At 61.7% G+C, this 24,147-nt stretch carries 20 protein-coding genes and 1 pseudogene; 11 read left to right on the top strand and 10 right to left on the bottom strand.

Annotation, left to right across the window (positions count from 1 at the left end):
• Nucleotides 1-42 precede the first annotated feature (42 nt).
• Entirely contained in the window at nt 43-1,011 is a 969-nt protein-coding gene (locus ACLH0J_RS12005) for an SDR family NAD(P)-dependent oxidoreductase (RefSeq protein WP_411392114.1), read from the top strand.
• Between the two features lie 164 nt (nt 1,012-1,175).
• Nucleotides 1,176-1,862 (top strand): HAD-IA family hydrolase, encoded by a 687-nt coding sequence (locus ACLH0J_RS12010; RefSeq protein WP_411392115.1) that lies wholly within the window; start codon nt 1,176-1,178, stop codon nt 1,860-1,862.
• Between the two features lie 45 nt (nt 1,863-1,907).
• Here the strand turns inward: ACLH0J_RS12010 and ACLH0J_RS12015 are convergent, their stop codons facing one another.
• Entirely contained in the window at nt 1,908-2,654 is a 747-nt protein-coding gene (locus tag ACLH0J_RS12015; protein ID WP_411392116.1) for a 3-oxoacyl-ACP reductase family protein, read from the bottom strand.
• A gap of 126 nt (nt 2,655-2,780) precedes the next feature.
• Here ACLH0J_RS12015 and ACLH0J_RS12020 point away from each other — a divergent pair, with 126 nt between their 5' ends.
• Nucleotides 2,781-3,704 carry a LysR substrate-binding domain-containing protein gene (locus ACLH0J_RS12020; protein WP_411392117.1) on the top strand — a complete coding sequence of 308 codons (924 nt, stop codon included), beginning with the start codon at nt 2,781-2,783 and terminating at the stop codon, nt 3,702-3,704.
• Between the two features lie 53 nt (nt 3,705-3,757).
• On the opposite strand, the gene ACLH0J_RS12025 is transcribed toward ACLH0J_RS12020, so the two are convergent.
• From ACLH0J_RS12025 to ACLH0J_RS12035, 3 genes are all read right to left on the bottom strand, one after another.
• Complete coding sequence (locus ACLH0J_RS12025; RefSeq protein WP_411392118.1) at nt 3,758-4,486, bottom strand: aspartate/glutamate racemase family protein; 729 nt, start codon at nt 4,484-4,486, stop codon at nt 3,758-3,760.
• Nucleotides 4,487-4,499: 13 nt separating this feature from the next.
• A complete protein-coding gene (locus ACLH0J_RS12030; RefSeq protein ID WP_411392119.1) occupies nt 4,500-6,029 on the bottom strand; it encodes an NCS1 family nucleobase:cation symporter-1 in 1,530 nt (509 codons plus the stop codon).
• 408 nt (nt 6,030-6,437) lie between these two features.
• Nucleotides 6,438-7,172: a phosphoadenylyl-sulfate reductase gene (locus tag ACLH0J_RS12035; protein ID WP_411392120.1), complete on the bottom strand. Its 735-nt coding sequence runs from the start codon at nt 7,170-7,172 to the stop codon at nt 6,438-6,440.
• Nucleotides 7,173-7,323: 151 nt separating this feature from the next.
• Between ACLH0J_RS12035 and thrH the strand changes: the two genes are divergently transcribed.
• Nucleotides 7,324-7,941 carry a bifunctional phosphoserine phosphatase/homoserine phosphotransferase ThrH gene (gene thrH / locus ACLH0J_RS12040; protein ID WP_411392121.1) on the top strand — a complete coding sequence of 206 codons (618 nt, stop codon included), beginning with the start codon at nt 7,324-7,326 and terminating at the stop codon, nt 7,939-7,941.
• A gap of 27 nt (nt 7,942-7,968) precedes the next feature.
• Here the strand turns inward: thrH and ACLH0J_RS12045 are convergent.
• The 5 genes and pseudogenes from ACLH0J_RS12045 to ACLH0J_RS12065 form a co-directional block, all read right to left on the bottom strand.
• A pseudogene (locus tag ACLH0J_RS12045) lies at nt 7,969-8,154 on the bottom strand (helix-turn-helix domain-containing protein); the annotation flags it as partial.
• Nucleotides 8,155-8,285: 131 nt separating this feature from the next.
• Nucleotides 8,286-9,629: an aminodeoxychorismate synthase component I gene (gene pabB, locus ACLH0J_RS12050; protein WP_411392122.1), complete on the bottom strand. Its 1,344-nt coding sequence runs from the start codon at nt 9,627-9,629 to the stop codon at nt 8,286-8,288.
• A gap of 99 nt (nt 9,630-9,728) precedes the next feature.
• Nucleotides 9,729-10,715, bottom strand: a complete 987-nt coding sequence (locus ACLH0J_RS12055) for an alpha-L-glutamate ligase-like protein (protein ID WP_411392123.1) — start codon at nt 10,713-10,715, stop codon at nt 9,729-9,731.
• Nucleotides 10,715-12,247 (bottom strand): inactive transglutaminase family protein, encoded by a 1,533-nt coding sequence (locus tag ACLH0J_RS12060; RefSeq protein WP_411392124.1) that lies wholly within the window; start codon nt 12,245-12,247, stop codon nt 10,715-10,717. The genes ACLH0J_RS12055 and ACLH0J_RS12060 overlap by 1 nt, the downstream gene beginning before the upstream one ends.
• A 5-nt stretch (nt 12,248-12,252) precedes the next feature.
• Entirely contained in the window at nt 12,253-12,786 is a 534-nt protein-coding gene (locus tag ACLH0J_RS12065) for an ATP-dependent zinc protease (RefSeq protein ID WP_411392125.1), read from the bottom strand.
• A gap of 272 nt (nt 12,787-13,058) precedes the next feature.
• Between ACLH0J_RS12065 and ACLH0J_RS12070 the strand changes: the two genes are divergently transcribed.
• The 7 genes from ACLH0J_RS12070 to ACLH0J_RS12100 all read left to right on the top strand — a co-directional run bounded on the left by ACLH0J_RS12070 (nt 13,059) and on the right by ACLH0J_RS12100 (nt 22,725).
• Nucleotides 13,059-13,757 carry a GntR family transcriptional regulator gene (locus ACLH0J_RS12070; RefSeq protein WP_411392126.1) on the top strand — a complete coding sequence of 233 codons (699 nt, stop codon included), beginning with the start codon at nt 13,059-13,061 and terminating at the stop codon, nt 13,755-13,757.
• Nucleotides 13,758-13,768: 11 nt separating this feature from the next.
• Nucleotides 13,769-14,662, top strand: a complete 894-nt coding sequence (gene prpB, locus ACLH0J_RS12075) for a methylisocitrate lyase (protein WP_010563802.1) — start codon at nt 13,769-13,771, stop codon at nt 14,660-14,662.
• 166 nt (nt 14,663-14,828) lie between these two features.
• Complete coding sequence (gene prpC / locus ACLH0J_RS12080) at nt 14,829-15,956, top strand: 2-methylcitrate synthase (protein ID WP_411392127.1); 1,128 nt, start codon at nt 14,829-14,831, stop codon at nt 15,954-15,956.
• A gap of 195 nt (nt 15,957-16,151) precedes the next feature.
• On the top strand, nt 16,152-18,746 hold the full coding sequence (acnD, locus tag ACLH0J_RS12085; protein ID WP_411392128.1) for a Fe/S-dependent 2-methylisocitrate dehydratase AcnD: 2,595 nt from the start codon (nt 16,152-16,154) through the stop codon (nt 18,744-18,746).
• A gap of 11 nt (nt 18,747-18,757) precedes the next feature.
• A complete protein-coding gene (gene prpF / locus ACLH0J_RS12090) occupies nt 18,758-19,948 on the top strand; it encodes a 2-methylaconitate cis-trans isomerase PrpF (protein ID WP_411392129.1) in 1,191 nt (396 codons plus the stop codon).
• A gap of 198 nt (nt 19,949-20,146) precedes the next feature.
• On the top strand, nt 20,147-21,631 hold the full coding sequence (prpD, locus tag ACLH0J_RS12095; RefSeq protein ID WP_411392130.1) for a 2-methylcitrate dehydratase: 1,485 nt from the start codon (nt 20,147-20,149) through the stop codon (nt 21,629-21,631).
• Between the two features lie 188 nt (nt 21,632-21,819).
• Nucleotides 21,820-22,725: a hypothetical protein gene (locus ACLH0J_RS12100; RefSeq protein ID WP_411392131.1), complete on the top strand. Its 906-nt coding sequence runs from the start codon at nt 21,820-21,822 to the stop codon at nt 22,723-22,725.
• Between the two features lie 92 nt (nt 22,726-22,817).
• Here ACLH0J_RS12100 and ACLH0J_RS12105 read toward each other — a convergent pair whose 3' ends face one another.
• Nucleotides 22,818-24,140: an AAA-associated domain-containing protein gene (locus tag ACLH0J_RS12105; RefSeq protein ID WP_411392132.1), complete on the bottom strand. Its 1,323-nt coding sequence runs from the start codon at nt 24,138-24,140 to the stop codon at nt 22,818-22,820.
• Between the last annotated feature and the right edge of the window lie 7 nt (nt 24,141-24,147).

Consider the following 24,147-nt stretch of genomic DNA (forward strand, 5'->3'; position numbering starts at 1 on the left):
GGCGCTCAGGATGAACCCTTCTACTCATTGCGGGAGACGGGCATGGACAAGGTATTGGTACTGGGCGCAACGGGCGGGATCGGTGGTGAAGTCGCGCGTCAATTATCGGCCAGCGGCTGGCAGGTCATAGCGCTGACCCGTGATGTGGAAAAGGCTCGCCGACAAAGCAGCGATTTCATCTGGGTACAGGGCGACGCAATGAACCGCGCGGACGTACTCGCGGCGGCCAGCGGCTGTTTGGTGATCGTGCATGGGGTCAACCCGCCCGGTTATCGTCGCTGGGCCGAGTGGGTGTTGCCGATGATCGATAACAGCATCGCTGCGGCTATCGCCGAAGGGGCGACCATTGTGTTGCCGGGTACCGTCTATAACTATGGGCCGGATGCGTTCCCGCTGGTCGGCGAAGACGCGCCCCAGCACCCGCAGACCCGTAAAGGCGCGATTCGAGTCGAGATGGAACGGCGCTTGCTGGACGCATCGCAGCACGGTGCACGGGTGTTGATTGTGCGGGCCGGGGATTTCTTCGGCGCCAGGGCCGCCAATAGCTGGTTTTCCCAAGGGCTGGTCAAACCGGGCAAGCCGGTGGGCGCGGTGAGTAACCCGGGCGCACCGGGCATGGCGCATCAATGGGCGTACCTGCCGGATGTGGCGCGCACGATGGTCCAATTGCTGGAGCGTCGCGAAAGGTTGCAACCCTTTGCCCGTTTTCATATGGCCGGGCATGTAGATGTCGAGGGTACCCAGATGGTTGAGGCTATCCGCCGAGTCGTCCTGCGCAGGACGGGGGCCTTACCCAAGGTAGGCCGCTTCCCCTGGTGGCTGCTGAAGATGGCCGCGCCTTTTGTCGTTACCTTCCGCGAACTGCAGGAGATGCGTTACCTGTGGCAGGCCCCGCTGGTCCTCGATAACCATCGGCTCCTGCAGACCCTGGGCAACGAACCCCATACGCCGCTGGATGAGGCGGTGGAGGCCACATTGATCGGCATGGGCAACCTGCCGACCGTTGCTTGATCCCGCGCAGAACAGCACGAACAGGATAAAAGTGTCGGCCAGGCGAAAGAGCCTTGCGCGCGCGCCAAAAAGGAGGAGCGCTCCGTCTAAAGGGTTGCTTGCGGGCAAGCGTGGCCGTTATTGTGCTGAATCCTTTTAGTCCTTCCCCCCAAGGATCTGTTGTGATGAATGCACCGCGTACCGCTGTCCCGATCAAGGCCGTGATTTTCGATATGGACGGGTTGTTACTGGATACAGAAGGCATCTATACCGAAGTCACACAGATCATCGCCGAACGCTTCGGCCGCACCTACGATTGGGGCATCAAGCAGCACATCATCGGGCGCGGTGCCCAGGACCTGGCCGACTATGTGGTCAAGGCGCTGGATCTGCCGATCACGCCGGCGCAGTTCCTGGAAATCCGTGAGCCGCTGATGAGCGAGCGTTTCCCCAAGGCCTTGGGCATGCCGGGGGCCGAGGCGCTGGTGCGGCACTTGAAGGCGCACAACATACCGATTGCCGTGGGCACCAGTTCGTCGCGCCATTCGTTTGGCCACAAAACCACCTTGCACCGCGAGTGGTTCAGCCTGTTCGGCACCATCGTTACGGCCGACGACCCGGAAGTCGGCGCTGCCAAACCCGCGCCGGACATCTTCCTCACCGCCGCGCGACGCCTGGGCGTGGCGCCGGAAGATTGCCTGGTGTTCGAAGATTCGCCGTTTGGCGTCACCGCCGCGAAAGCGGCCCGGATGACCGCCATCGCCGTGCCGGACGAAGCCATGGACGACAGCAAGTATCACCATGCAGACCAGATCATCCGCAAGCTCGCGGACTTCGATCTGGCTGCCTATGGTCTGCCGCGTCTTTCCTGAATACACATAGCCAAACAGGTGGGGGCTTGCTTTCGACAGCGGTTGTCAGGCGCTGAAGCCTCCGTCGATGGTCAGGCTGGCACCGGTGATATAGCCCGCTTCCGGCCCGGCCAGATACGCCACAAAACTGGCAATCTCTTCCACGTGTCCATAACGGCCCACCGCCATCAGCCCGATCAGGCTCTCGGCAAACTCACTGTTCGCCGGGTTCATGTCGGTGTCCACCGGCCCCGGCTGCACGTTATTGATGGTGATGCCCCGTGGCCCCAGGTCGCGTGCCAGGCCCTTGGTCAGGCCCACCAACGCCGCCTTGCTCATCGCGTAGGGGCCGCCACCGCCAAATGGCATGCGCTCGGCGTTGGTGCTGCCGATATTGATCACCCGACCACCTTCGCCCATGTGCCGGGCCGCTTCCTGGGTGGCGATAAACACGCTGCGCACGTTGATTGCCAGGGTCTGGTCGAAGTCTTCCAGGGTGAAGTCCTGCAGCGGTGCGATGGCCAGCACGCCGGCATTGTTGACCAGGATATCCAGGCGGCCGAAGGCTTCGACGGTGGCGTTGACTGCGTTGCGGATCGCCGTGGCGTCGGCACTGTCGGCTTGAATCGCCAGGGCTTTGCCGCCTTGGCTGATCACGCTGTGCTGCAATGCTTCAGCCTTGGCGGCCGAGCTGACGTAGGTAAAGGCAACGGCGGCACCCTGTTCGGCCAGGCGTTTGACGATGGCAGCGCCGATGCCGCGGGAACCGCCTTGAATCAACGCAACTTTGCCGCTGAGGTTTTGTGTGGTCATGTCGATCTCCTCGATGTTCAAGGCGAAATGCCTTGTTGATGGAGCCGAGTATCGACCTCGCCCGCTCACGCCGGTAGATTGCGATTGCTATAGTCTGTGTAAACCAAAAGTTTAGAGTGGAGCGGTATGGAGAGCTTCGGCAGTATCGAATGCTTCGTGCGCAGTGCCGAAGGCGGCAGCTTTGCCGAGGCGGCGCGGCACCTGAGCCTGACTCCGGCGGCCGTCGGCAAAAGCGTTGCCAAGCTGGAAGCGCGCCTCGGTGTGCGCCTGTTCCAGCGCAGCACGCGACGCCTGACCCTGACCGAAGCCGGCAAAGTGTTCTTGCAGGAAGTCAGCGGCAGCCTCACCACTATCCAGAACGCCGTTGCCAACCTGGCCAGCGCCGAAGGGCGGCCGGTGGGCACGCTCAAGGTGAGCATGGGCACGGTGTTCGGCAATCGCTATGTGGTGCCGTTGTTGGGCGAGTTCATGCGGCGTTTTCCAGACATCAGCCCGGACTGGCATTTCGATAACCGCCAGGTCGACCTGATCGGCCAGGGCTTCGACGCGGCCATCGGCGGTGGCTTTGAACTGCCCCTGGGCGTGGTGGCGCGCAAGCTCACACCGGCGCATCGGGTGTTGGTGGCGTCACCGGATTACCTGGCGCAACGCCCACCGGTGCTGGCGCCCGAAGACTTGTCGCGCTGCCAGGGCATCCTGATCCGCTCCCCGCAAACCGGGCGTATACGCTCCTGGCAACTCACCAGCCGCGAACGCGAACATCGCCCGCTGGTGCTCAAGCCCGGCATGACCATGAGCGACTCCGAAGCCGCCTGCTGCGCCAGTGCCCAAGGCCTGGGCACTGCGCTGGTGAGCATGCCCATGGCCGTACCGTTTCTGGACAGTGGCGCGGTGGTGCGCGTGCTGCCTGACTGGTACGTCGACGACGGCAATATTTCCCTCTACTACGCCGAGCACAAACTGCTGCCCGGCAAGACCCGGGCGTTTGTGGATTTCATCATCGAGCAGTTTTCCGAGCGGGGCTTGGGGCAACGATTCAGCGCAGTCTAAAGTTGCGCACAGATCAACAGATGGGAGGGAGCAAGCCCCTCACTCATTGGCTGTTATTGTCCAAACTTGCCGGGCCAGCCAATGATGGTCTTCGGCCTTGGCGTCGCATAGGTCCGAATCTTCGAGGTCGACAACCCCAGGCGCACCAGGGATTCGGCGATGGTCACCGCCGCCGTCACCCCATCCACCACCGGCACACCGGTGCGCTGGCGAATCCGTTCATCCAGCCCGGCCATGCCGCCGCAGCCCAGGCAGATCACCTCGGCCTTGTCTTCGCGGATCGCCAGTTCCGCCTGGTGCACGATGGCTTCCATGGCTGCCAGCGGGTGTTCTTCCAGTTCCAGCACCGCCATGCCGCTGGCTCGCACCGAGGCGCAGCGCTGGTACAGGCCGGCGAGTTTCAGGCGGTCTTCGATCAGCGGCACGGTGCGGTCCAGGGTGGTGACCACCGAATAGGCATGGCCCAGGAACATCGCGGTGCTGGCGGCCGCTTCGGTGATATCCACCACTGGCACGTTCAACAGTTCCTGCAAACCTTCGCGGCCATGTTCGCCGTAGCCGGCCTGGATCACTGCATCGAACGGCTGGTCGTAGGCCATCACCCGGTCCATCACCGCGATAGCGGCCAGGTAGCTTTCAAAATTGCCTTCCACTGATTCGGCGCCGAAGTAGGGCGTGAGCCCGACAATCTCGGTGCCCGGTGCCGCCACGGCCCTTGCCTGCTGGGCGATGGTGTCGGTGATGGATTCGGTGGTGTTGACGTTGACCACGAGGATACGCATGGAAGGTCCTTGATTAATGACTGACGTTATCGACTGCAATGCTTTCGCCGCTGACATCGGCGTAGAACGGCTGACGCTTGGCGATCAGCAGATAGAGTAGCCCTGCAATACCGGCGCCAAACAACCAGGAAAACGGCGAGACGCTGGCAAACCCTGGCAACAACGCTAGCAGGATGGCGATCATCGCCGCCGGAATAAACGCTGCCAGGGCGCGTAAATTGACGCCACGGCTGTAGTAATAAACACCGCTGGGGTCTTCGCTGTACAGTTGCGGGACGTCCACCTGGCTTTTACGGATCAGCCAGTAATCGACCATGATCACCCCGTACAAAGGCCCCAGCAGCGCGCCCAGGCCGGAGAGAAAATACACGATCACCAGCGGACTGTTGTAGAGGTTCCACGGCAGGATCAGCACCGCCACGGTGGCGCTGATCAACCCGGCGCGACGGAAGTTCAGGTATTTGGGCGCCAGGTTACTCAGCACAAAGGCCGGTGCGACGAAGTTGGCCATGATGTTCACCGCCACGGTGACGATCAGGAATGCGAGGCAACCGAGCACGAGAAAAAAGGTATTGGGGATGGCGGCGATGATTTCAGTCGGGCTTTCGATCACCCGGCCATTGAGCTGGAATTGCCCGCCGCACAGCAGCACGGTGATGGCGGCGAACACCAGGATATTCACCGGCAAACCCCAGAAGTTGCCGACCAGGATGGTCTTGCGGCATGGCGAGGAGCGGGCGAAGTCGCAGAAGTTGAGGATCAACGTGCCGTAGATCGCCAGCCACAGCGCGCCGCCGGCAAAGATATTGCGCCACATCTCACCGCCGCTCAGCGGTTCGCGGATCGACCAGGCGATATGGCCGCCGGCCTGGAAGTACATCCAACCGGCCAACGACGCGACGGTGAGCAAAATCACCGGCCCGGCGAAGCCTTCATAGCGGCGTACCATCTCCATGCCGTAGGCCAGGATCACCAGTTGCACGAACCAGATCGCCACGAAGCAGGCCCAGCCCAGGGTGGATAAACCCAGGATCGAGTTGTGGTCATAGTCGGCAAAGCCTGGATGAATCGCCGTCAGCAGCACGCGGAAAACCACCGAGGCCAGGTAAGTCTGGATCCCGAACCAGGCAATCGCAATCACCGCCCGGATCAGCGCCGGAATCTGCGCCCCATGAATACCGAAGCTGATGCGGCTGATCACCGGAAACGGCACGCCGGTCTTTTGCCCCATGTAGCCCGACAGGTTCATGAAGAAGTACACCAGCGCCGCGCCGATGCCCAGGGACAGCAGAATCTGCCAGCCACCCAGGCCCAGTGCGTACAGGCCGATGGCGAATGAATAGTTGGCGATGTTGTGCACATCGTTGGTCCACAGCGCAAAGATGCTGTAGCGCCCCCAGCGTCGGCCTTCGACCTTGGTGGGTGCCAGGTCCTTGTTGTGCAGGCGTGGGCTGAGCACCAACGCGCCGGGCGCGGCGGCCTCGGGGTTCAGGGCGGAGGAGGGCAGATCCAGTGCGATAGTGTTCGAGAGACTTGTACGCATTCCGGCAGGCTCCAGCACATCTGCAGCAGCGCCGCGGATGGCAAAGTGTATGTATGTTTTTTATTTATTGTATACAAAGCTCTTTTCACCTTAAGCCACATGCGTGCCAGTTTTTGCTCTATAAAAGTCCTGGTTAATTTCTCTTTTAGGGGCTTGTTGAATAAATAACTGAATTTAAACAGATATAAATTGACCGATTGAACAGCTATTTATTTTTCGCTTGCAAGGGGGGCCATCAGCCAGACCAAAAGATGGTCGGGGTCAGGTGTTACGTTAGGGGGCGGATTAAGACTGATTGCACACATAAATGGCACCGATGGTTACATGTATGTGTACATCTTTAATGCCAAACACAAAACAAATGTAGGAGGGAGCGAGCCCCCTCCCACCTGTTTTACTGCGTCAGCTTCAAGCCTTGCTGATGAGGTTGCCTGCATGCAGCCCGCATTCTTTCTGCGTGGCTTCTTCCCACCACCAGCGGCCTTCGCGCTCGTGCTGGTTCGGCAGTACCGGGCGGGTGCAGGGTTCGCAGCCAATGCTGATAAAACCGCGCTCATGCAGGCTGTTGTAGGGCAGCTCCAGCATGCGGATGTAGCCCCAGATCTCTTCGCTGGTCATCTGCGCCAGCGGGTTGAATTTGTACAGGGTGCGTTCCGGGGTGGAGAAGGCGGTATCGATCTCCAGCGCCGCCACCTGGCTGCGGGTGCCGGGGCTCTGGTCGCGGCGTTGGCCGGTGGCCCAGGCGCTCACGCCGGCAAGCTTGCGGCGCAGCGGCTCGATCTTGCGCACGCCGCAGCATTCGCCATGGCCGTCCTTGTAGAAGCTGAACAGGCCTTTCTCTTTGACGAAGGGTTCCAGTTTGCTCTGGTCCGGCGAGATCAGTTCGATGTCGATCTTGTAGAACTCACGCACCTGCTCAATGAACCGGTAGGTCTCCGGGTGCAGGCGGCCGGTGTCGAGGCTGAACACCTTGACGTTCTTGTTCAGCTTCCAGGCCATGTCGACCAGCACCACATCCTCGGCACCGCTGAAGGAAATCCACAGGTCATCGCCGAACTGGCTGAACGCCAGCTTGAGAATGTCCTGGGCAGACTTGTTGGCATAAGTCGCGGCGAGTTCAACGACGTCAAAAGCTTGGTTCATCAGGACGGTTCCTACAGGTCAGTGGCGCTGAGCGCTCTATAGGGGAGCGATGGTATCAAAATCCGCCCTGCGTTGCGGCGGCGGGCTTGAATCGCTAGAGTTCGGCAGTCCTTTTGCTCGCTCAACTCATAACAACCAATGGGAGTGTCTTGTGGAAATTGCCTTTCTCGACCTGGAAGGGGTACTGGTTCCGGAAATCTGGATCGCCTTCGCCGAAAAAACCGGTATTGAATCCTTGCGGGCCACCACGCGGGATATCCCCGACTACGACGTGCTGATGAAGCAGCGCCTGCGTATCCTGGACGAACACGGGCTCAAGCTCGCCGACATCCAGGCGGTGATCGCCACCCTCAAGCCGCTGGACGGCGCCATCGAATTCGTCAACTGGCTGCGCGAGCGTTTCCAGGTGGTGATCCTGTCCGACACCTTCTACGAGTTCTCCCAGCCGCTGATGCGCCAGCTAGGGTTCCCGACCTTGCTGTGCCACCGCCTGATCACCGACGACACCGACCGCGTGACTGGCTACCAACTGCGCCAGAAAGATCCCAAGCGTCAGTCGGTGCTGTCGTTCAAGAGCCTGTACTACCGCGTGATCGCCGCGGGTGATTCCTACAATGACACCACCATGCTGGGCGAAGCCGACCGTGGGATTCTGTTCCATGCACCAGAGAACGTGATTCGTGAATTCCCGCAGTTCCCGGCGGTGCACACGTTTGAAGATTTGAAGAACGAGTTCATCAAGGCTTCTAACCGGTCGTTGAGTCTGTAAGTCGTTCGCTGACGGCGGCCTGAGATCTTAGGCCCCTGTCAGCAACCGCTCATACGCGATGCTCAAGCCTTCATGCAGGCGCTTGATCATCGACAGGCTCAGCTTGCGCTTGCGGTTGAGCACTTCGGACACCCGGCCGCTGGTGCCGATGAATGCCTCCAGGTCGCGCGCCGTCATGCCGAGTTGCTCCATGCGAAAGCGGATGGCTTCCACCATGGGTTTGATGTTCATCACACGGTCTCCGCGTTGATCTGATCGTACTGTGCGTGGGTCCCCACGAAACGTATGATTCAGATTTTTTCTGCGGCCGAGCGCTGCCTCCCGACGCCAGGAAGGGCGCTGCGCTACAGGCTTTCCAGGGTTTGTAACAGCACCCGCACCTTGGTCAGCGACTCCTGATACTCCGCCTCCCATTGCGAATCCGCCACAATCCCGCCGCCGCCCCAGCAGCACACCTGTCCATCCTTGACCAGCAAACTGCGGATGGCGATGGAACTGTCCATCTCGCCGCGCACATCCAGATACACCAGCGAACCGCAATACAGCCCGCGTCGGGTCGGTTCCAGTTCGTCGATGATCTGCATCGCGCGGATTTTCGGCGCGCCGGTGATGGAGCCGCCGGGGAAGCTGCCGGCGATCAGGTCGAGGGCGTCTTTGTCGTCGGCCAGCTCGCCGGTCACGCTGCTGACCAGATGGTGCACGTTGGGGTAGGTTTCCAGGCTGAACAGCTCCGGCACGCTCACCGAGCCGGTGCGGCAGGTGCGGCCGAGGTCGTTGCGCAGCAGGTCGACGATCATCAGGTTCTCGGCGCGATCCTTGGGGCTGGCCAGCAGTTCGGCGGCGTTGGCGGCGTCTTCTGCGGGCGTGAGGCCGCGGGGGCGGGTGCCTTTGATCGGGCGGGTTTCGACCTGGCGCTGGCTGATGCGCACGAAACGCTCCGGCGACAGGCTCAGCACCGCGCCGTCATCCGGCAGGCTCTGGAACCCGGAAAACGGCGTCGGGCAGGCCTCACGCAAGGCGCAATAGGCCACCCATGGATCGCCGCTGCACGCTGCGCGAAAGCGCTGGGTGAAGTTGACCTGGTAGCAGTCGCCCGCCTGGATGTAGTCGTGGATGCGGGCGATGGCCTGTGCGTAGGTCTGGGCGCTGATGTCCGGTGTCATGGCGCCGTGGAGCTTGAAGGAGGCCGCTTTAGCAGTGCCGGGGCTGCTGAACAGGCTGATCAGTCGCTGCCGCTCGCTATCGACCAGCGTCGGGTGAAACACCAGTTGGCTGGTCTGCGCCTGGTGATCGCTGACCAGGGCCCAGGCATACAGCCCGAAACGTGCGTCCGGCAGGTGCAGATCATCCACCGCCCGGTGCGGCAACGGTTCCAGGTGCCGGCCGAAATCGTAGCTCAAGTAACCGATCAGGCCGCCGGCGAACGGCAACGCGTAGCCGGCGGGCAATGCCGCTTCACCCAACTGCGTAAGATTTTCCCGCAGGCGTTGCAGGAACTCGCTGCCGCTTTCGTCAGGCCCCACCGTCAGCGTTGCCAGTGGCCAGGCGCTGAGCAGGTCATAACGGCCGCGCTCGGCTGCCGGGCGGCCGCTGTCGAGCAGCACCGCACCGGGTGCATGGCGAATCGCCGCAAAATACTCGGCGGGGTTGGCCCGATAGGGCAGTGGGTGTACGGAGCAGGTCGACATGCGGGGTGGATCAGCCGTTGGCTTGGGGGAGGGGATTGTAGTCCCCCGTAGGATTTGGTCCTAGGGGGGATGTCGGGGATAGACAGGTGGAAGGGTGGATCAGCCTTCTACCGGCGGAATATGTCCGAACATTTCCTGGGCAAACTTGACCCGCTCTTCCGGGGTTTGCGTCATCCCCGTGACCTTCAACGCTTCCAGGTGCGCCTCCACCGCATGGGTGCGCAGGGTCAGGCCGCAGTCGTTGGCGATCTGGATATTCAGCCCCGGCCGTGCATTCAGTTCAAGGATCAGTGGGCCTTTTTCCTGGTCCAGCACCATGTCCACGCCGATATAGCCCAGCCCGCACAGCTCGTAGCAGCCGGCCGCGAGCTTCATGAAACCGTCCCAGTTGGGCAGTTGCACGCCATCCACCGCGTTGGTGGTGTCGGGGTGTTTGGTGATGATGTTGTTCAGCCAGGTGCCGCGCAGGGTCAGGCCGGTGGCGAGGTCGACGCCCACGCCGATCGCGCCCTGGTGCAGGTTGGCCTTGCCGCCGGACTGGCGGGTCGGCAAGCGCAGCATCGCCATCACCGGGTAGCCCATCAACACGATGATGCGGATGTCCGGTACGCCTTCGTAACTGATGCTTTTGAAGATCTGGTCGGGCACCACGCGGTACTCGATCAGCGCACGGTCGCGGTGGCCACCCAGGGAATACAGGCCGGTGAGGATGCTGGAGATCTGATGCTCGATCTCCTCATGGCTGATGAGCTTGCCGGACACGGTGCGATAACGCCCCTCAAAGCGGTCGGCGATGACGAGGATGCCGTCACCGCCGGCACCCTGGGCGGGTTTGATCACGAAGTCGTTGTGCCCTTTGATGATCTCTTCGAGCTTGTCGATTTCTTTCTCGGTGGAGATCACCCCGTACATCTGCGGCACATGGATGCCGGCGGCCATGGCCCGTTCCTTGGTGATGATCTTGTCATCCACGATCGGGTACAGGCTGCGCTTGTTGTACTTGAGCACGTAGTCGGCGTTACGCCGGTTGATGCCCATGATCCCCCGCGCTTCCAGGGCCTTCCAGGTCTTCCAGAAGCCGAACATTACGAGTCAGCCTTCACGAAGGCTTTGAAGCGCACCAGTTCGGTCAGGCGATAGCCGCGATAGCGACCCATGGCCAGCATGAAACCCACCAGGATCAGCAGGACGGCCGGGAAGGTGAACACGAAGTAGACCAGCTCCGGCACGCTCATGATCAGGTGCGCCAGGGACGCCGCGAACAGCGTGCCGATCGCCACTTTCAACGCATGGCTGGCGCCGCGTTCTTCCCAGGTGATCGACAGGCGTTCGATGGTCATGGTCAGGATCACCATCGGGAACAGCGCCACCGACAACCCGCGCTCCAGTCCCAGTTTATGGCTGAACAGGCTGATGGCCGCGATCAGCACCACCACGAAGGTCAGCACCACCGACAGCCTCGGCAGCATCTGCAGCTTCAGGTGTTCCAGGTACGACCTGAGGGATAAGCCCAGCGCGGTAATAATGGTGAACAGCACAATCCCGAAGCCCAGTTGCGTTTCGCGGAACGCCAGGGCGATCAGCACCGGCGTGAAGGTGCCCAGGGTCTGCAGGCCGATCAGGTTGCGCAGGATCAGGATCACCAGCACGCCGATCGGGATCATCACCATGATCATGAAGGTCTGCTGGGTTTGCAGCGGCAGGCCGTACAGCGAGTATTCGAGGAAGTTGGCGTCGGTGTTTTCGTCGGTCAGCTTGGCCAGGCGAATGGCATTCATTTCGCTGTTGTTCAGGCTGAAGGTGACCATGGCCTTCTTGCCGCCATCGACGGTGATCAGGTTTTCATCGCCGGTCCACCACAGCAGGCGGTCGGCGGGCAGGCCTTGTTCGCCGGTTTCCGGGTTGAAGTACAGCCAGTCATTGCCATTGAAGCTGCGCAGCCACAGTTCCGGGGTTTGTGGCTGGTCGGCCACCAGGCGCAGGGTGTGGACCTTTTCCACCGGCACGTGGGCGATGGACAGCAGCAGCTCGACGATCTTGGCCTTGTGCGGGGTCGACGGGTCGCCGGCCAGCAGCAGTTTCACGTTGTCGTCATTGAGGTTGTTGGTGCGCTTGATCGCTTCGCTGATAAAGGTCTCGACGTCGGCCGAGTGTTGGCGGATCGGTGCGAGCAGAGCTTCGGCGGCGATTTTTTCCGGGCCTTCGACGGCGATGCTGTCGCGGAAGGTCGGGCCCTTGACCTTGACCTTTTCGCCGCTGTAGCGCTTGGTCAGCACCAGGCGGTAATACAGGGTCTGGTTGCCCTTGGCGCGGCGCGCCGACCAGGTGACCTTGCGGTTGCCGTCGATGCGGTTGACGCTCACCCCATAGTTATTGGAGATGAAACTCTCATTGAGACTGACGAAGTCGCGGCTCAGCGGCGGTACGAACATCTGGACCTTCACCGGGTCCTTGGGGTTGGCGACGAACTCGACCTTGGCGTCGATGTTCCACAAGTCGTCGGTGGCGTCTTCGGTGACAGGGATACCCAGCACGAAGATCTGGTAGGCGGTGACCGAAATCCCCAACACCACCAGGATGGCGATGAGGATTCTCAGGTGCAGGGTCAGAGAGCGCATTCGGTTTACTCGGCGGTATGAGCGTCGGCGGCGCAGGCGGGTTTGCCTGCTGCATATTTAAGACTGGGGTCGACCAGCGCATCAAAGCGTTTCAACGCTTCGGAGCCGATCAGCAGCGGGTATTGGAAGGCGCTGCGGTCAGTCAAGTTCACTTCGATGCTGCGTAAAGCGGTACCCATGCAGATATCCAGCGCGATCACTGGACGGGCAGTGTAGTTCTTGTCCTCATCGGGGTCGTAATCGCCGGCGCGACGCTTGATCTTGCTGACGCGGGCCAGGGGGCGTTCGATGGGATGGGAATGGGCGGCGTCGATGGCCAGGTAGAAGCGCACCCAGGACTCGCCGTTGCGCTTGAAACGCTTGATGTCGCGGGCGCTGAGGGAGGCGGTCTTGGCGCCGGTGTCCAGTTTGGCGGCGACTTCCAGGTCGATGCCGGCCAATTGCGCGTATTCGTTGAGACCATACACGGTCTTCTCGGCGGCAACGCCAAGACCGGGGATGAACAGTAGGCAGAACAGGGGGAAGGGCTTGAGTCTCATAGATCCTGAGGCGGTGCAGTGCGATGTTCAATTCAAGGCGACTGGCATTGCTGCGCAAGCTCCCTCGTGCGCCGTTTCATCTAGTGATGTCAGGCAAATGCGGCGTGCATTCTAACATGATGCTTTTTTGGCGCCAGCGCTGGCAGCCCGCCATACGCTGGCGGACTGACGGGAAGGTTATTAGACGATTGTCGACAATGTTGATTTATTCTTTGACTAATAGGGCCTGATTGACTAGTTTTTGCCGCATTGCTTTTAAAGGTGTCGACAATATGCTGGATCAGCTGGAAAACCCAGTGATGGCGCAGGACGATTCCCAGACGATGTCCGAGAATGTCTTTAGGCGTATACAGGCCGCCATCGTCAAGGGCGAGATCGCTCCCGGCAGCAAGATCTCCGAGCCGGAACTGGCGCGCACTTATGGCATCAGCCGCGGCCCGTTGCGCGAGGCGATCCATCGTCTGGAAGGCCAGCGCCTGCTGGTGCGCGTGCCCCATGTCGGCGCCAGAGTGGTGTCCTTGAGCCACGCCGAGCTGATCGAACTCTATGAAATCCGCGAGTCCCTCGAAGGCATGGCCTGTCGCCTGGCCGCCGAGCGCATGACCGACGCGGAAATCGACGAACTGCGCCAGGTGTTGCACACCCATGAGCGCGACGAAGCGTTCCAGGCCGGTGTCGGCTACTACCAGCAGGAAGGCGACTTCGATTTTCATTACCGGATAATTCAAGGCGCCGGTAATCGCACCCTGACCCAAATGCTGTGCGGCGAGCTGTATCAATTGGTGCGTATGTACCGCATCCAGTTCTCCGCCACCCCGAATCGTCCACGCCAGGCCTTTGCCGAGCATCACCGGATTCTTGACGCGATTGCCGATCGCGACGGTGAGTTGGCCGAACTGTTGATGCGCCGTCACATAGGCGCTTCCAAACGCAACATCGCCCGTCACTTCCCGGACGGCGCTCCCCAATAACGAGGTGAGTCATGAGTTCCAACATTAAGAGCACCCCAGGCCAGCGTTTCCGTGACGCGGTCGCCAGCGAACAGCCGTTGCAGGTCGTCGGCACGATCAACGCCAACCATGCCTTGCTGGCCAAGCGCGCCGGTTTCAAGGCGATCTACCTGTCGGGTGGCGGGGTTGCCGCCGGTTCGTTGGGCGTGCCGGACCTGGGGATTACCGGCCTGGACGACGTGCTGACCGACGTACGCCGCATCACCGACGTCTGCGACCTGCCGCTGCTGGTGGACGTGGACACCGGCTTCGGCTCCTCGGCGTTCAACGTGGCGCGCACCGTCAAGTCGATGATCAAGTTCGGCGCCGCTGCGATCCATATTGAAGACCAGGTCGGCGCCAAGCGCTGCGGCCATCGTCCGAACAAAGAGATCGTGTCCCAACAGGAAATGGTCGACCGCATCAAGGCCGCCGTGGATGCGCGCACCGATGACAGCTTCGTGATCATGGCGCGTACCGATGCCCTGGCCGTCGAAGGCCTGGAGTCCGCGTTGGAGCGCGCTGCCGCGTGCATCGAAGCCGGCGCCGACATGGTGTTCCCGGAAGCCATCACCGAACTGGACATGTACAAGCTGTTCGCCGCCCGTGTGAAAGCGCCGATCCTGGCCAACATCACCGAATTCGGTGCGACCCCGCTGTACACCACCGAACAGTTGAAATCTGCCGATGTTTCCCTGGTGCTGTACCCGCTCTCGGCCTTCCGTGCCATGAACAAGGCCGCCGAGAACGTCTACACCGCGATCCGTCGCGACGGCACCCAACAGAACGTGATCGACACCATGCAAACCCGCATGGAGCTTTACGATCGCATCGACTACCACACCTTCGAGCAGAAGCTCGACGCGCTGTTTGCCGCGAAGAAATAGAAGCTGGTCATCCGTTGTAGGAGCGGGCTCGCCCGCGAAAATCGTCAACGATAACGCGGGAAAGCTGGAAAACGTGCTGGCCGTAGGTTTTTCGCGAGCAAGCTCGCTCCTACAGGGATGGGGTCAACGAAGGCTTCCCTGATAAATACAAGATTGGAGAACAGACATGGCTGAAGCAAAAGTACTGAGTGGTGCCGGCCTGCGTGGCCAAGTGGCCGGGCAGACCGCACTGTCCACCGTGGGCCAGGCCGGTGCCGGCCTGACCTATCGCGGCTATGACGTGCGCGAACTGGCTGCCGATGCGCAGTTCGAAGAAGTCGCCTACCTGCTGCTGTACGGCGAACTGCCGACCAAAACCGAACTGGCGGCCTACACCGCCAAACTGAGCAAATTGCGTGACCTGCCCCTGGCCTTGAAAGAAGTGCTGGAACGCATCCCTGCCGACGCCCACCCGATGGACGTGATGCGCACCGGTTGCTCGTTCCTCGGCAATCTCGAGCCGGAGCAGGACTTCAGCGCACAGCGCGATGTCACCGACCGCCTGCTCGCCGCCTTCCCGGCGATCATGTGCTACTGGTACCGCTTCAGCCACGACGGCAAGCGCATCGACTGCGTGACCGACGAGCCAAGTATCGGCGCCCACTTCCTGCACCTGCTGCACGGCAAAAAGCCGAGCGAGCTGCATGAAAAAGTCATGAACGTGTCGCTGATCCTCTACGCCGAGCACGAATTCAACGCCTCGACTTTCACTGCCCGGGTGTGTGCCTCGACCCTGTCCGACCTGTATTCCTGCATCACCGCTGCCATCGGCTCGCTGCGCGGCCCGCTGCACGGCGGCGCCAACGAAGCGGCGATGGAAATGATCGAGCGCTTCCTGTCGGCAGAGGACGCCGTCGACGGCACCCTCGCCATGCTGGCGCGCAAGGACAAGATCATGGGCTTCGGCCACGCGATCTACAAAGACTGCGACCCGCGCAACGAGGTGATCAAGGGCTGGTCGAAACTGCTCGCCGACGAAGTGGACGACAAGGTGTTGTTCCCGGTCTCCGAAGCCATCGACAAGGTCATGTGGGAACAGAAGAAGTTGTTCCCCAACGCTGACTTCTACCATGCCTCGGCGTACCACTTCATGGGCATTCCGACCAAGCTGTTCACCCCGATCTTCGTGTGCTCGCGCTTGACCGGCTGGGCTGCCCACGTGTTCGAACAGCGCGCCAACAACCGCATCATCCGTCCAAGCGCCGACTACATCGGCGTCGAACAGCGCAAGTTCGTCCCAATCGAACGTCGCTGAATGAGGAGACCGCCGATCCCTGGCTGGAAATCCGATTAAACAGGTGGGAGGGGGCTTGCTCCCGATAGCGGGGCAGCAGGTGTTGCTGTGTTGATTGACACACCGCAATCGGGAGCAAGCCCCCTCCCACATGGATCGCATTTCCGCTTCGGATCAGTCGGCTTCTTTTGTAATTACCGTGACCGAGTCCTGACGATGAACACTGAATTTCGCAAACAACTCCCCGGCAGCCGCCTGGATTTCTTCGACGCCCGTGCGGCGGTCGATGCAATCAAGCCCGGTGCCTACGCCACGTTGCCCTACACCTCCCGCGTCCTCGCGGAAAACCTCGTGCGCCGTTGCGACCCGGCCACCCTCAATGCGTCCCTGAGCCAACTGATCGAGCGCAAGCGCGACCTCGACTTCCCCTGGTTCCCGGCGCGTGTGGTGTGCCATGACATCCTCGGCCAGACCGCGCTGGTGGACCTCGCCGGCCTGCGCGATGCCATCGCCCTGCAAGGCGGCGACCCGGCCCAGGTCAACCCGGTGGTGCCGACCCAACTGATCGTCGACCACTCCCTGGCCGTCGAAGCCGGTGGTTTCGACCCGCAAGCGTTCGAGAAAAACCGCGCCATCGAAGACCGTCGCAACGAAGACCGCTTCCACTTTATCGAGTGGACCAAAAAGGCCTTCAAGAACGTCGACGTGATCCCGCCGGGCAACGGCATCATGCACCAGATCAACCTGGAGAAAATGTCTCCGGTGATCCAGGTGCGTGACGGCGTAGCCTTCCCCGACACCTGCGTCGGCACCGACAGCCACACCCCGCACGTGGATGCCCTGGGCGTGATCGCCATCGGCGTCGGCGGCCTCGAAGCCGAGAGCGTGATGCTCGGCCGCGCCTCGTGGATGCGCCTGCCGGAAAGCGTCGGCGTGGAGCTGACCGGCAAGCTGCAACCCGGCATCACCGCCACCGACATGGTGCTGGCGCTGACCGAGTTCCTGCGTCAGCAGAAAGTCGTGGGTGCTTGGCTGGAGTTCTTCGGCGAAGGTGCATCGGCCCTGACCCTGGGCGACCGTGCGACCATTTCCAACATGGCCCCGGAATACGGTGCGACCGCGGCGATGTTCTACATCGACCAGCAGACCATCGCCTACCTGAAACTCACCGGCCGTGAAGACGAGCAAGTCGCCCTGGTCGAGCAGTACGCCCGCCAGACCGGCCTGTGGGCCGACGACCTCAAAGGCGCGCAATACGAGCGCGGCCTGACCTTCAACCTGTCCAGCGTTGTGCGCAACATGGCCGGCCCGAGCAACCCGCACGCCCGCGTCGCCACCAGCGACCTCGCCGCCAAAGGTATCTCCGGCAAGTGGGATGAAGTACCGGGGCAAATGCCCGACGGTGCGGTCATCATTGCCGCAATCACTAGCTGCACCAACACCAGCAACCCGCGCAACGTGATCGCCGCCGGCCTGTTGGCGCGCAACGCCAACAAGCTGGGGCTGACCCGCAAGCCGTGGGTCAAGTCGTCCCTGGCGCCCGGTTCGAAAACCGTGGCCATGTACCTTGAAGAAGCCGGCCTTGGGCACGAACTGGAAAAACTCGGTTTCGGCGTGGTGGCCTTCGCCTGCACCACCTGCAACGGTATGTCCGGTGCGCTCGACCCGGTGATCCAGCAAGAGATCATCGACCGCGACCTGTACGCCACCGCCGTGTTGTCGGGTAACCGCAACTTCGACGGACGTATCCACCCGTACGCCAAGCAAGCGTTCCTGGCGTCGCCGCCGCTGGTGGTGGCCTACGCGATTGCCGGCACCATCCGTTTCGACATCGAGAAGGACGTGCTGGGCCTTGACGCCAACGGCAAGGAAATCCGCCTGAAAGACATCTGGCCGAGCGACGAAGAAATCGACGCGGTGGTCAAGGCCTCGGTCAAGCCGGAGCAGTTTCGCAAGGTGTATATCCCGATGTTCGCGATCCACGAAGACACCGGCCCGAAAGTCGCGCCGCTGTATGAATGGCGCCCGCAAAGCACCTATATCCGCCGTCCGCCGTACTGGGAAGGCGCACTGGCCGGTGCACGTCCGCTCAAGGGCATGCGCCCGCTGGCGGTACTGCCGGACAACATCACCACCGACCACTTGTCGCCGTCCAACGCGATCATGCTCGACAGCGCCGCCGGCGAATACCTGGCGAAAATGGGCCTGCCGGAAGTCGACTTCAACTCCTACGCAACCCACCGTGGCGACCACTTGACCGCGCAGCGTGCGACGTTCGCCAACCCGAAACTGTTCAATGAAATGGTCGTCGAGAACGGCAAGGTCAAGCAGGGCTCCCTGGCGCGCATCGAGCCGGAAGGCAAGGTCACACGCATGTGGGAAGCCATCGAAACCTACATGGAACGCAAGCAACCGCTGATCATCATCGCCGGCGCCGACTACGGTCAGGGCTCGTCCCGCGACTGGGCGGCCAAGGGCGTACGCCTGGCGGGTGTGGAAGCGATCGCCGCCGAAGGGTTCGAACGTATCCACCGCACCAACCTGGTGGGCATGGGCGTGTTGCCGCTGGAGTTCCTGCCGGGCACCGACCGTCACACCCTGAAGATCGACGGCAGTGAAACCTATGACGTGGTCGGCGAACGCACCCCGCGTGCGCAGTTGACCCTGGTGATCAACCGCAAGAACGGCGAGCGTGTCGAAGTGCCGGTGACCTGCCGTCTGGACACCGCTGAAGAAGTGTCGATCTACGAGGCGGGCGGCGTGTTGCAACGTTTTGCCCAGGACTTCCTGGAATCGGCGGCGACCGCCTGAAGAGGATAACCATGGCACACGTACCGCAAATCAAGATCCCCGCCACCTACATGCGTGGCGGCACCAGCAAGGGTGTGTTTTTCAGCGTCCAGGACCTGCCCGTGTCGGCGCAGGTCCCGGGTGCCGCACGCGACGCTCTGCTGCTGCGGGTGATCGGCAGCCCCGATCCCTATGACAAACAGATCGACGGCATGGGCGGCGCGACGTCCAGCACCAGCAAAACCGTGATCCTCGCCAAAAGTACCCGCGCCGATCACGACGTGGACTACCTGTTCGGCCAGGTCTCCATCGACAAGCCGTTCGTCGATTGGAGCGGCAACTGCGGCAACCTGTCGGCGGCGGTGGGTTCCTTCGCCATCAGCGCGGGCCTGGTCGACCCGGCCCGCGTGCCGCGCAACGGCGTGGCCGTGGTGCGGATCTGGCAGGCCAACATCGGCAAGACCATCATCGCCCACGTACCGATCACTGACGGTGCGGTGCAGGAAACCGGCGACTTCGAGCTGGATGGCGTGACCTTCCCGGCCGCCGAAGTGCAGTTGGAATTCCTCGACCCGGCAGCGGAAGAAGAGGGCGGCGGTGGTTCGATGTTCCCCACCGGCAACCTGATCGACGACCTGGAGGTGCCGGGCATCGGCACCTTCAAGGCCACGCTGATCAACGCCGGCATCCCGACGATCTTCATCAACGCCGAAGACCTGGGCTACACCGGCACCGAGCTGCAGGGCGCGATCAACAGCGACCCCAAAGCCCTGGCGATGTTCGAGACCGTGCGGGCCTATGGCGCGTTGCGCATGGGCTTGATCAAGCACCTGGACGAAGCCGCCCAGCGCCAGCACACGCCGAAAATCGCGTTCGTGGCCAAGCCTGCGGATTACGTGGCGTCCAGCGGCAAGGCGATCAAGGCCGGCGATATCGACCTGCTGGTGCGTGCGCTGTCCATGGGCAAGCTGCACCACGCCATGATGGGCACCGCAGCGGTGGCGATTGGCACCGCCGCGGCGATTTCCGGGACCTTGGTCAACCTCGCAGCGGGCGGCGTCGAGCGTAATGCGGTGCGCTTCGGGCATCCGTCCGGCACCTTGCGTGTCGGCGCCGAAGCCACCCAAGTGAACGGCGAATGGGTGGTGAAGAAAGCCATCATGAGCCGCAGCGCGCGGGTGCTGATGGAAGGCTTTGTACGCGTCCCAGGCGACGCCTTCTAAAACCCAACACCAATCCCCTGTGGGAGGGGGCTTGCCCCCGATAGCGGTGTACCAGTCGACACATTCATTGACTGACCCACCGTCATCGGGAGCAAGCCCCCTCCCACAAGGGATCTCTATTCCAAGGCAGGCATCCAAGATCTGCCTCCAGTAACCGTAAGCCCGAGGACTGACCCCCACCCACTTTGGAGAACAGCCATGAGCGCCAACGTCGATCAGAACACCCGCCCCGATTACGACCAGGTCCTACAGGACATCGCTGACTATGTCCTCAACTACCGGATCGATTCGCCGGACGCACTCGACACCGCCCGCAATTGCCTGATGGACACCCTCGGTTGCGGCCTGCTGGCCCTGCGTTTCCCTGAATGCACCAAGCACCTGGGACCGCTGGTGGAGGGCACGGTGGTGCCGTGCGGAGCGCGGGTGCCGGGCACGTCGTTTCGGCTGGACCCGGTCAAGGCGGCCTGGGACATCGGCTGCATCGTGCGTTGGCTCGACTACAACGACACCTGGCTCGCTGCCGAATGGGGCCACCCTTCGGATAATCTCGGCGGCATCCTCGCCGTGGCCGATCACCTCTCGCAAAAACGCGTGGCCAATGGCGACGCGCCGCTGACCATGCGCGCAGTGCTGGACGCGATGATCATGGCCCACGAAATCCAGGGCGTGATTGCCTTGGAAAATTCCTTCAATCGTGTCGGCCTCGACCATGTGCTGCTGGTGAAAGTCGCCTCGACGGCGGTTGCTGCCAAGCTGATGGGGGCCAATCGCGATCAGTTGCTCTCGGCGCTGTCCCACGCCTTTGTCGATGGCCAGGCCTTGCGCACCTATCGGCATGCACCGAACGCCGGTTCGCGCAAATCCTGGGCGGCGGGGGATGCATCGAGTCGGGGCGTGCGCCTGGCGGATATCGCCCTGCGCGGCGAGATGGGCATTCCCGGCGTGTTGAGCGCGCCGCAGTGGGGCTTCTACGATGTGCTGTTCAGTCATACCAACAAGGACCTGGCGCTCAAACCCGAGGATAAGCGCAGGTTCAGCCTGTCCCAGCCTTACGGCACGTATGTGATGGAAAACGTGCTGTTCAAGATCAGCTTCCCCGCCGAGTTCCACGCGCAAACGGCCTGCGAAGCGGCGGTGACCCTGCACCCGCAGGTCAAGCATCGCCTGCACGAGATCGAACGCATCGAGATCACCACCCATGAGTCGGCGATTCGGATCATCTCCAAGGTCGGCCCACTGGCCAACGCCGCCGACCGCGACCATTGCCTGCAATACATGACTGCCGTGCCCCTGGCCTTCGGCAATCTGGTGGCCGAGGATTACGAGGATGAATTCCACGCCGCGCACCCGATCATCGATGAGCTGCGCGACAAGATGGTGATCATCGAAGACCCGCGCTACAGCCGCGAATATCTGGAGGCGGACAAGCGCTCCATCGCCAACGCGGTGCAGGTGTTCTTCAAGGACGGCTCCAGCACCGGGCAGGTCGCGGTGGAATACCCGATTGGCCATCGCCGGCGCCGGGCGGACGGCATTTCGCTGCTGGAAGACAAGTTCAGGGCCAACCTGGCCACGCGGTTTCCCGCCCAGCGCAGTGCCGAGATTTTTGCCTTGTGCAAGGATCAGGCGCGGCTTGAGGCGACGCCGGTCCATCAGTTTGTGGACAGATGGGTGATGTGACTGAAGGTGTGTCGACGCGTGACGCTGAGCGCTGGTTTTGAAGTCGACACACTTTGCTATTCATGCTTCCTACGTCTGAGGAACCGTTTTCAGATAAATGCCCAATCAGGTGGCCAGACGACTTGTTTTAGCAAGTCGTCTGGCAAGCAATCCTTATGAACACAACACCTGAATCTGAGAGGCACTCCATGACCAGCGTCAGCAATCGACAAGCCGCGTCCTACAACGCCAGCTATGAAATGTCCCCAAAGCCAGCGTCCACTCGGCACGAAGACAGTGCCCAGACACAGGACCATTCCGCCCGTCATTCGGACTCAGTGACGCCGCGCCCGCCTGTCACGGCAGAACAACGTGGGCAATTCTCGACACATGGCCGTTTGGTCAACCCGGCGTCATCCACGACTGGCGCTGACAGCGCTCGGCTTGCGCAGCTCTCTCAGCAGAACGCTCAACTGCGTGATGGGATTCAAAAGGTGATAGAACACTTCACCCCGATAATCACGCAGCTTCGACAGCAAGTGGCTGAGCTCACCCAAAAAGCCAATGGGGCGGGGAGCCCAGGAGAAAAAACCGCCGCGCTACCGGAACAAGGCGTCAGGGGGGCTGAGCACCGCGAGTCGCCTGATGAAGCCGCCGCTCCGGCAAAAAATGCACAGGCATCAGGCCATGAGGCACCTCATGACTTCCAGCAGGTGGTCGCTGAAAACAACCAGCTACGCGAGACTGTGGAGCGCCTGCAAACCCAGTTCACGACGGTGGTGACCCAGCTTCAAGAGCAAATACAGGCGTTGAGTCAAAAACTCGGCGGGGCGGGCGCCGCCGCCGATCAGGCACCTGCCAGCACCTCCGGCGCGGACGCCAGCAGCACTGCTTCCCCAAACCGTGCGGCGGACGAAGAACAGCAGGACGCCAGCCCGGCCCAATCCAATGAGGCAGCTTCGACCACAAACCGCAGCGTTGACGACCTGATGCGCGACAACCAACAACTTCACGCCCAGCTCCAACAAATGGTTACTCAATTCACCCAGGTGATTTCACAACTGAAACAGCAAATCGAACAATTGAGCGCCCAGGTCAAAGCCAAGACCGCCTGAGGTCTGCGATAGCCACCGGGTCAATATGGAAAAGGTCCGGCCTGCTCCATATTGACCGCCATCTGTTTGAGGCCTCATTCAAACCGCAGGGCTTACATGCTGCCCTCGACATCCTCCAGGCTGAACGTCTCGGTATGGTCGTCATAGGAGAAAATCTCTGCATAGCGACCCCACGCCACCACGCTTTCCAGGGTTTTCTCCACAAACGCTTCGGTCATCGAGTCTTCCAGCTCCTGTTCGAAGCGCAAGCGTGGTGCCCTGTGTCCGCTGCGCTCCAGGAGTACCTGGTGAATGCGCGCAGCCAACGGCACGTGCTGGATCAAGTGCTCGGCGAACAAGGTCTTGCGCTCCTGGGTGCCGTAGTCGGCGAACAGCTTGCCGGCTTCGGTCAGGGTGATGTCGGCGCCTTTGAGTTCGGCAAAGCCCAGATGCTCAAGCATCTCTGCGACCGGGAACAGGTCGTCCACTTCCAGCAAGCGCCGCTCGGCCACAGTGGGCAGGCCGGCGTGACCGTTGTAGGGTTCGGCGGCCAGGGTTTCGATCAGGCCGGCCATCAGGTTGGTGGACACTTCCGGCAGCAGGCTGCCCATTTTCAGTTCGGGTATGCCTCGGCTGGCATCGGCGCTGCGGCGGTCGGTCATCAAGGCGTAAATGTCATCGACCATTTGCCGGAAGGAAGGGTCCAGCCGATTGCGCGGGTGTGGGAACGGCACCTTGATTTCGGCCACCACCCGACCGGGGTTTGACGACAACACCAGGATGCGGTCGCACATCAGCACGGCTTCTTCGATGTTGTGCGTCACGATCAGGATCGACTTGATCGGCAGTTGTTTGCCGCTCCACAAATCCAGCAAGTCGGTGCGCAGGGTTTCGGCGGTGAGCACGTCCAGCGCCGAGAACGGTTCGTCCATCAGCAGCAGCGTCGGGTTGACCACCAGGCCGCGTGCGAAGCCAACGCGCTGGCGCATGCCGCCGGACAATTCGCGGGGGTAGGCGTTTTCAAAACCATCCAGGCCGATCAGGTCGATGGCCGCCAGGGCGCGCTTGCGGGCGGCCTTGCGTTCCACTTGCAAGGCTTGCAGGCCCGCTTCGACGTTTTCCAGCACGGTCAGCCAGGGAAACAGTGCAAAGGTCTGGAACACCATGGCCACGCCTTCGGCCGGGCCTGTCAGCGGTGCGCCCTGGTAGCGCACCTCGCCCGACGATGCCTGGATCAGCCCGGCGATAATGCGCAACAACGTGGATTTGCCGGAGCCGGAGCGGCCCAGCATGCCGACGATCTCTCCTTCGTGCAGGGTCAGATCCACACCGCTGAGGACTTGCAGTTCATCTTTGCCTTTGCCGAATACCCGGTTCACATTTTTCAGTGAGAAGATTTCCGGTGTGTCGGCGGTGTGTACGGTGCAGGTAGTCATCACAGCG

The organism is Pseudomonas sp. MPB23 (assembly GCF_046605395.1).
In the GTDB taxonomy this organism is placed as follows: domain Bacteria; phylum Pseudomonadota; class Gammaproteobacteria; order Pseudomonadales; family Pseudomonadaceae; genus Aquipseudomonas.

What these genes read in the sequence shown, in the direction of transcription:
- ACLH0J_RS12005 (WP_411392114.1), top strand. Translation starts at nt 43, where the DNA reads ATGGACAAGGTATTGGTACTGGGCGCAACGGGCGGGATCGGTGGTGAA.
- ACLH0J_RS12010 (WP_411392115.1), top strand. Translation starts at nt 1,176, where the DNA reads ATGAATGCACCGCGTACCGCTGTCCCGATCAAGGCCGTGATTTTCGAT.
- ACLH0J_RS12015 (WP_411392116.1), bottom strand. Translation starts at nt 2,654, where the DNA reads ATGACCACACAAAACCTCAGCGGCAAAGTTGCGTTGATTCAAGGCGGT.
- ACLH0J_RS12020 (WP_411392117.1), top strand. Translation starts at nt 2,781, where the DNA reads ATGGAGAGCTTCGGCAGTATCGAATGCTTCGTGCGCAGTGCCGAAGGC.
- ACLH0J_RS12025 (WP_411392118.1), bottom strand. Translation starts at nt 4,486, where the DNA reads ATGCGTATCCTCGTGGTCAACGTCAACACCACCGAATCCATCACCGAC.
- ACLH0J_RS12030 (WP_411392119.1), bottom strand. Translation starts at nt 6,029, where the DNA reads ATGCGTACAAGTCTCTCGAACACTATCGCACTGGATCTGCCCTCCTCC.
- ACLH0J_RS12035 (WP_411392120.1), bottom strand. Translation starts at nt 7,172, where the DNA reads ATGAACCAAGCTTTTGACGTCGTTGAACTCGCCGCGACTTATGCCAAC.
- pabB (WP_411392122.1), bottom strand. Translation starts at nt 9,629, where the DNA reads ATGTCGACCTGCTCCGTACACCCACTGCCCTATCGGGCCAACCCCGCC.
- ACLH0J_RS12055 (WP_411392123.1), bottom strand. Translation starts at nt 10,715, where the DNA reads ATGTTCGGCTTCTGGAAGACCTGGAAGGCCCTGGAAGCGCGGGGGATC.
- ACLH0J_RS12060 (WP_411392124.1), bottom strand. Translation starts at nt 12,247, where the DNA reads ATGCGCTCTCTGACCCTGCACCTGAGAATCCTCATCGCCATCCTGGTG.
- ACLH0J_RS12065 (WP_411392125.1), bottom strand. Translation starts at nt 12,786, where the DNA reads ATGAGACTCAAGCCCTTCCCCCTGTTCTGCCTACTGTTCATCCCCGGT.
- ACLH0J_RS12070 (WP_411392126.1), top strand. Translation starts at nt 13,059, where the DNA reads ATGCTGGATCAGCTGGAAAACCCAGTGATGGCGCAGGACGATTCCCAG.
- prpB (WP_010563802.1), top strand. Translation starts at nt 13,769, where the DNA reads ATGAGTTCCAACATTAAGAGCACCCCAGGCCAGCGTTTCCGTGACGCG.
- prpC (WP_411392127.1), top strand. Translation starts at nt 14,829, where the DNA reads ATGGCTGAAGCAAAAGTACTGAGTGGTGCCGGCCTGCGTGGCCAAGTG.
- acnD (WP_411392128.1), top strand. Translation starts at nt 16,152, where the DNA reads ATGAACACTGAATTTCGCAAACAACTCCCCGGCAGCCGCCTGGATTTC.
- prpF (WP_411392129.1), top strand. Translation starts at nt 18,758, where the DNA reads ATGGCACACGTACCGCAAATCAAGATCCCCGCCACCTACATGCGTGGC.
- prpD (WP_411392130.1), top strand. Translation starts at nt 20,147, where the DNA reads ATGAGCGCCAACGTCGATCAGAACACCCGCCCCGATTACGACCAGGTC.
- ACLH0J_RS12100 (WP_411392131.1), top strand. Translation starts at nt 21,820, where the DNA reads ATGACCAGCGTCAGCAATCGACAAGCCGCGTCCTACAACGCCAGCTAT.
- ACLH0J_RS12105 (WP_411392132.1), bottom strand. Translation starts at nt 24,140, where the DNA reads ATGACTACCTGCACCGTACACACCGCCGACACACCGGAAATCTTCTCA.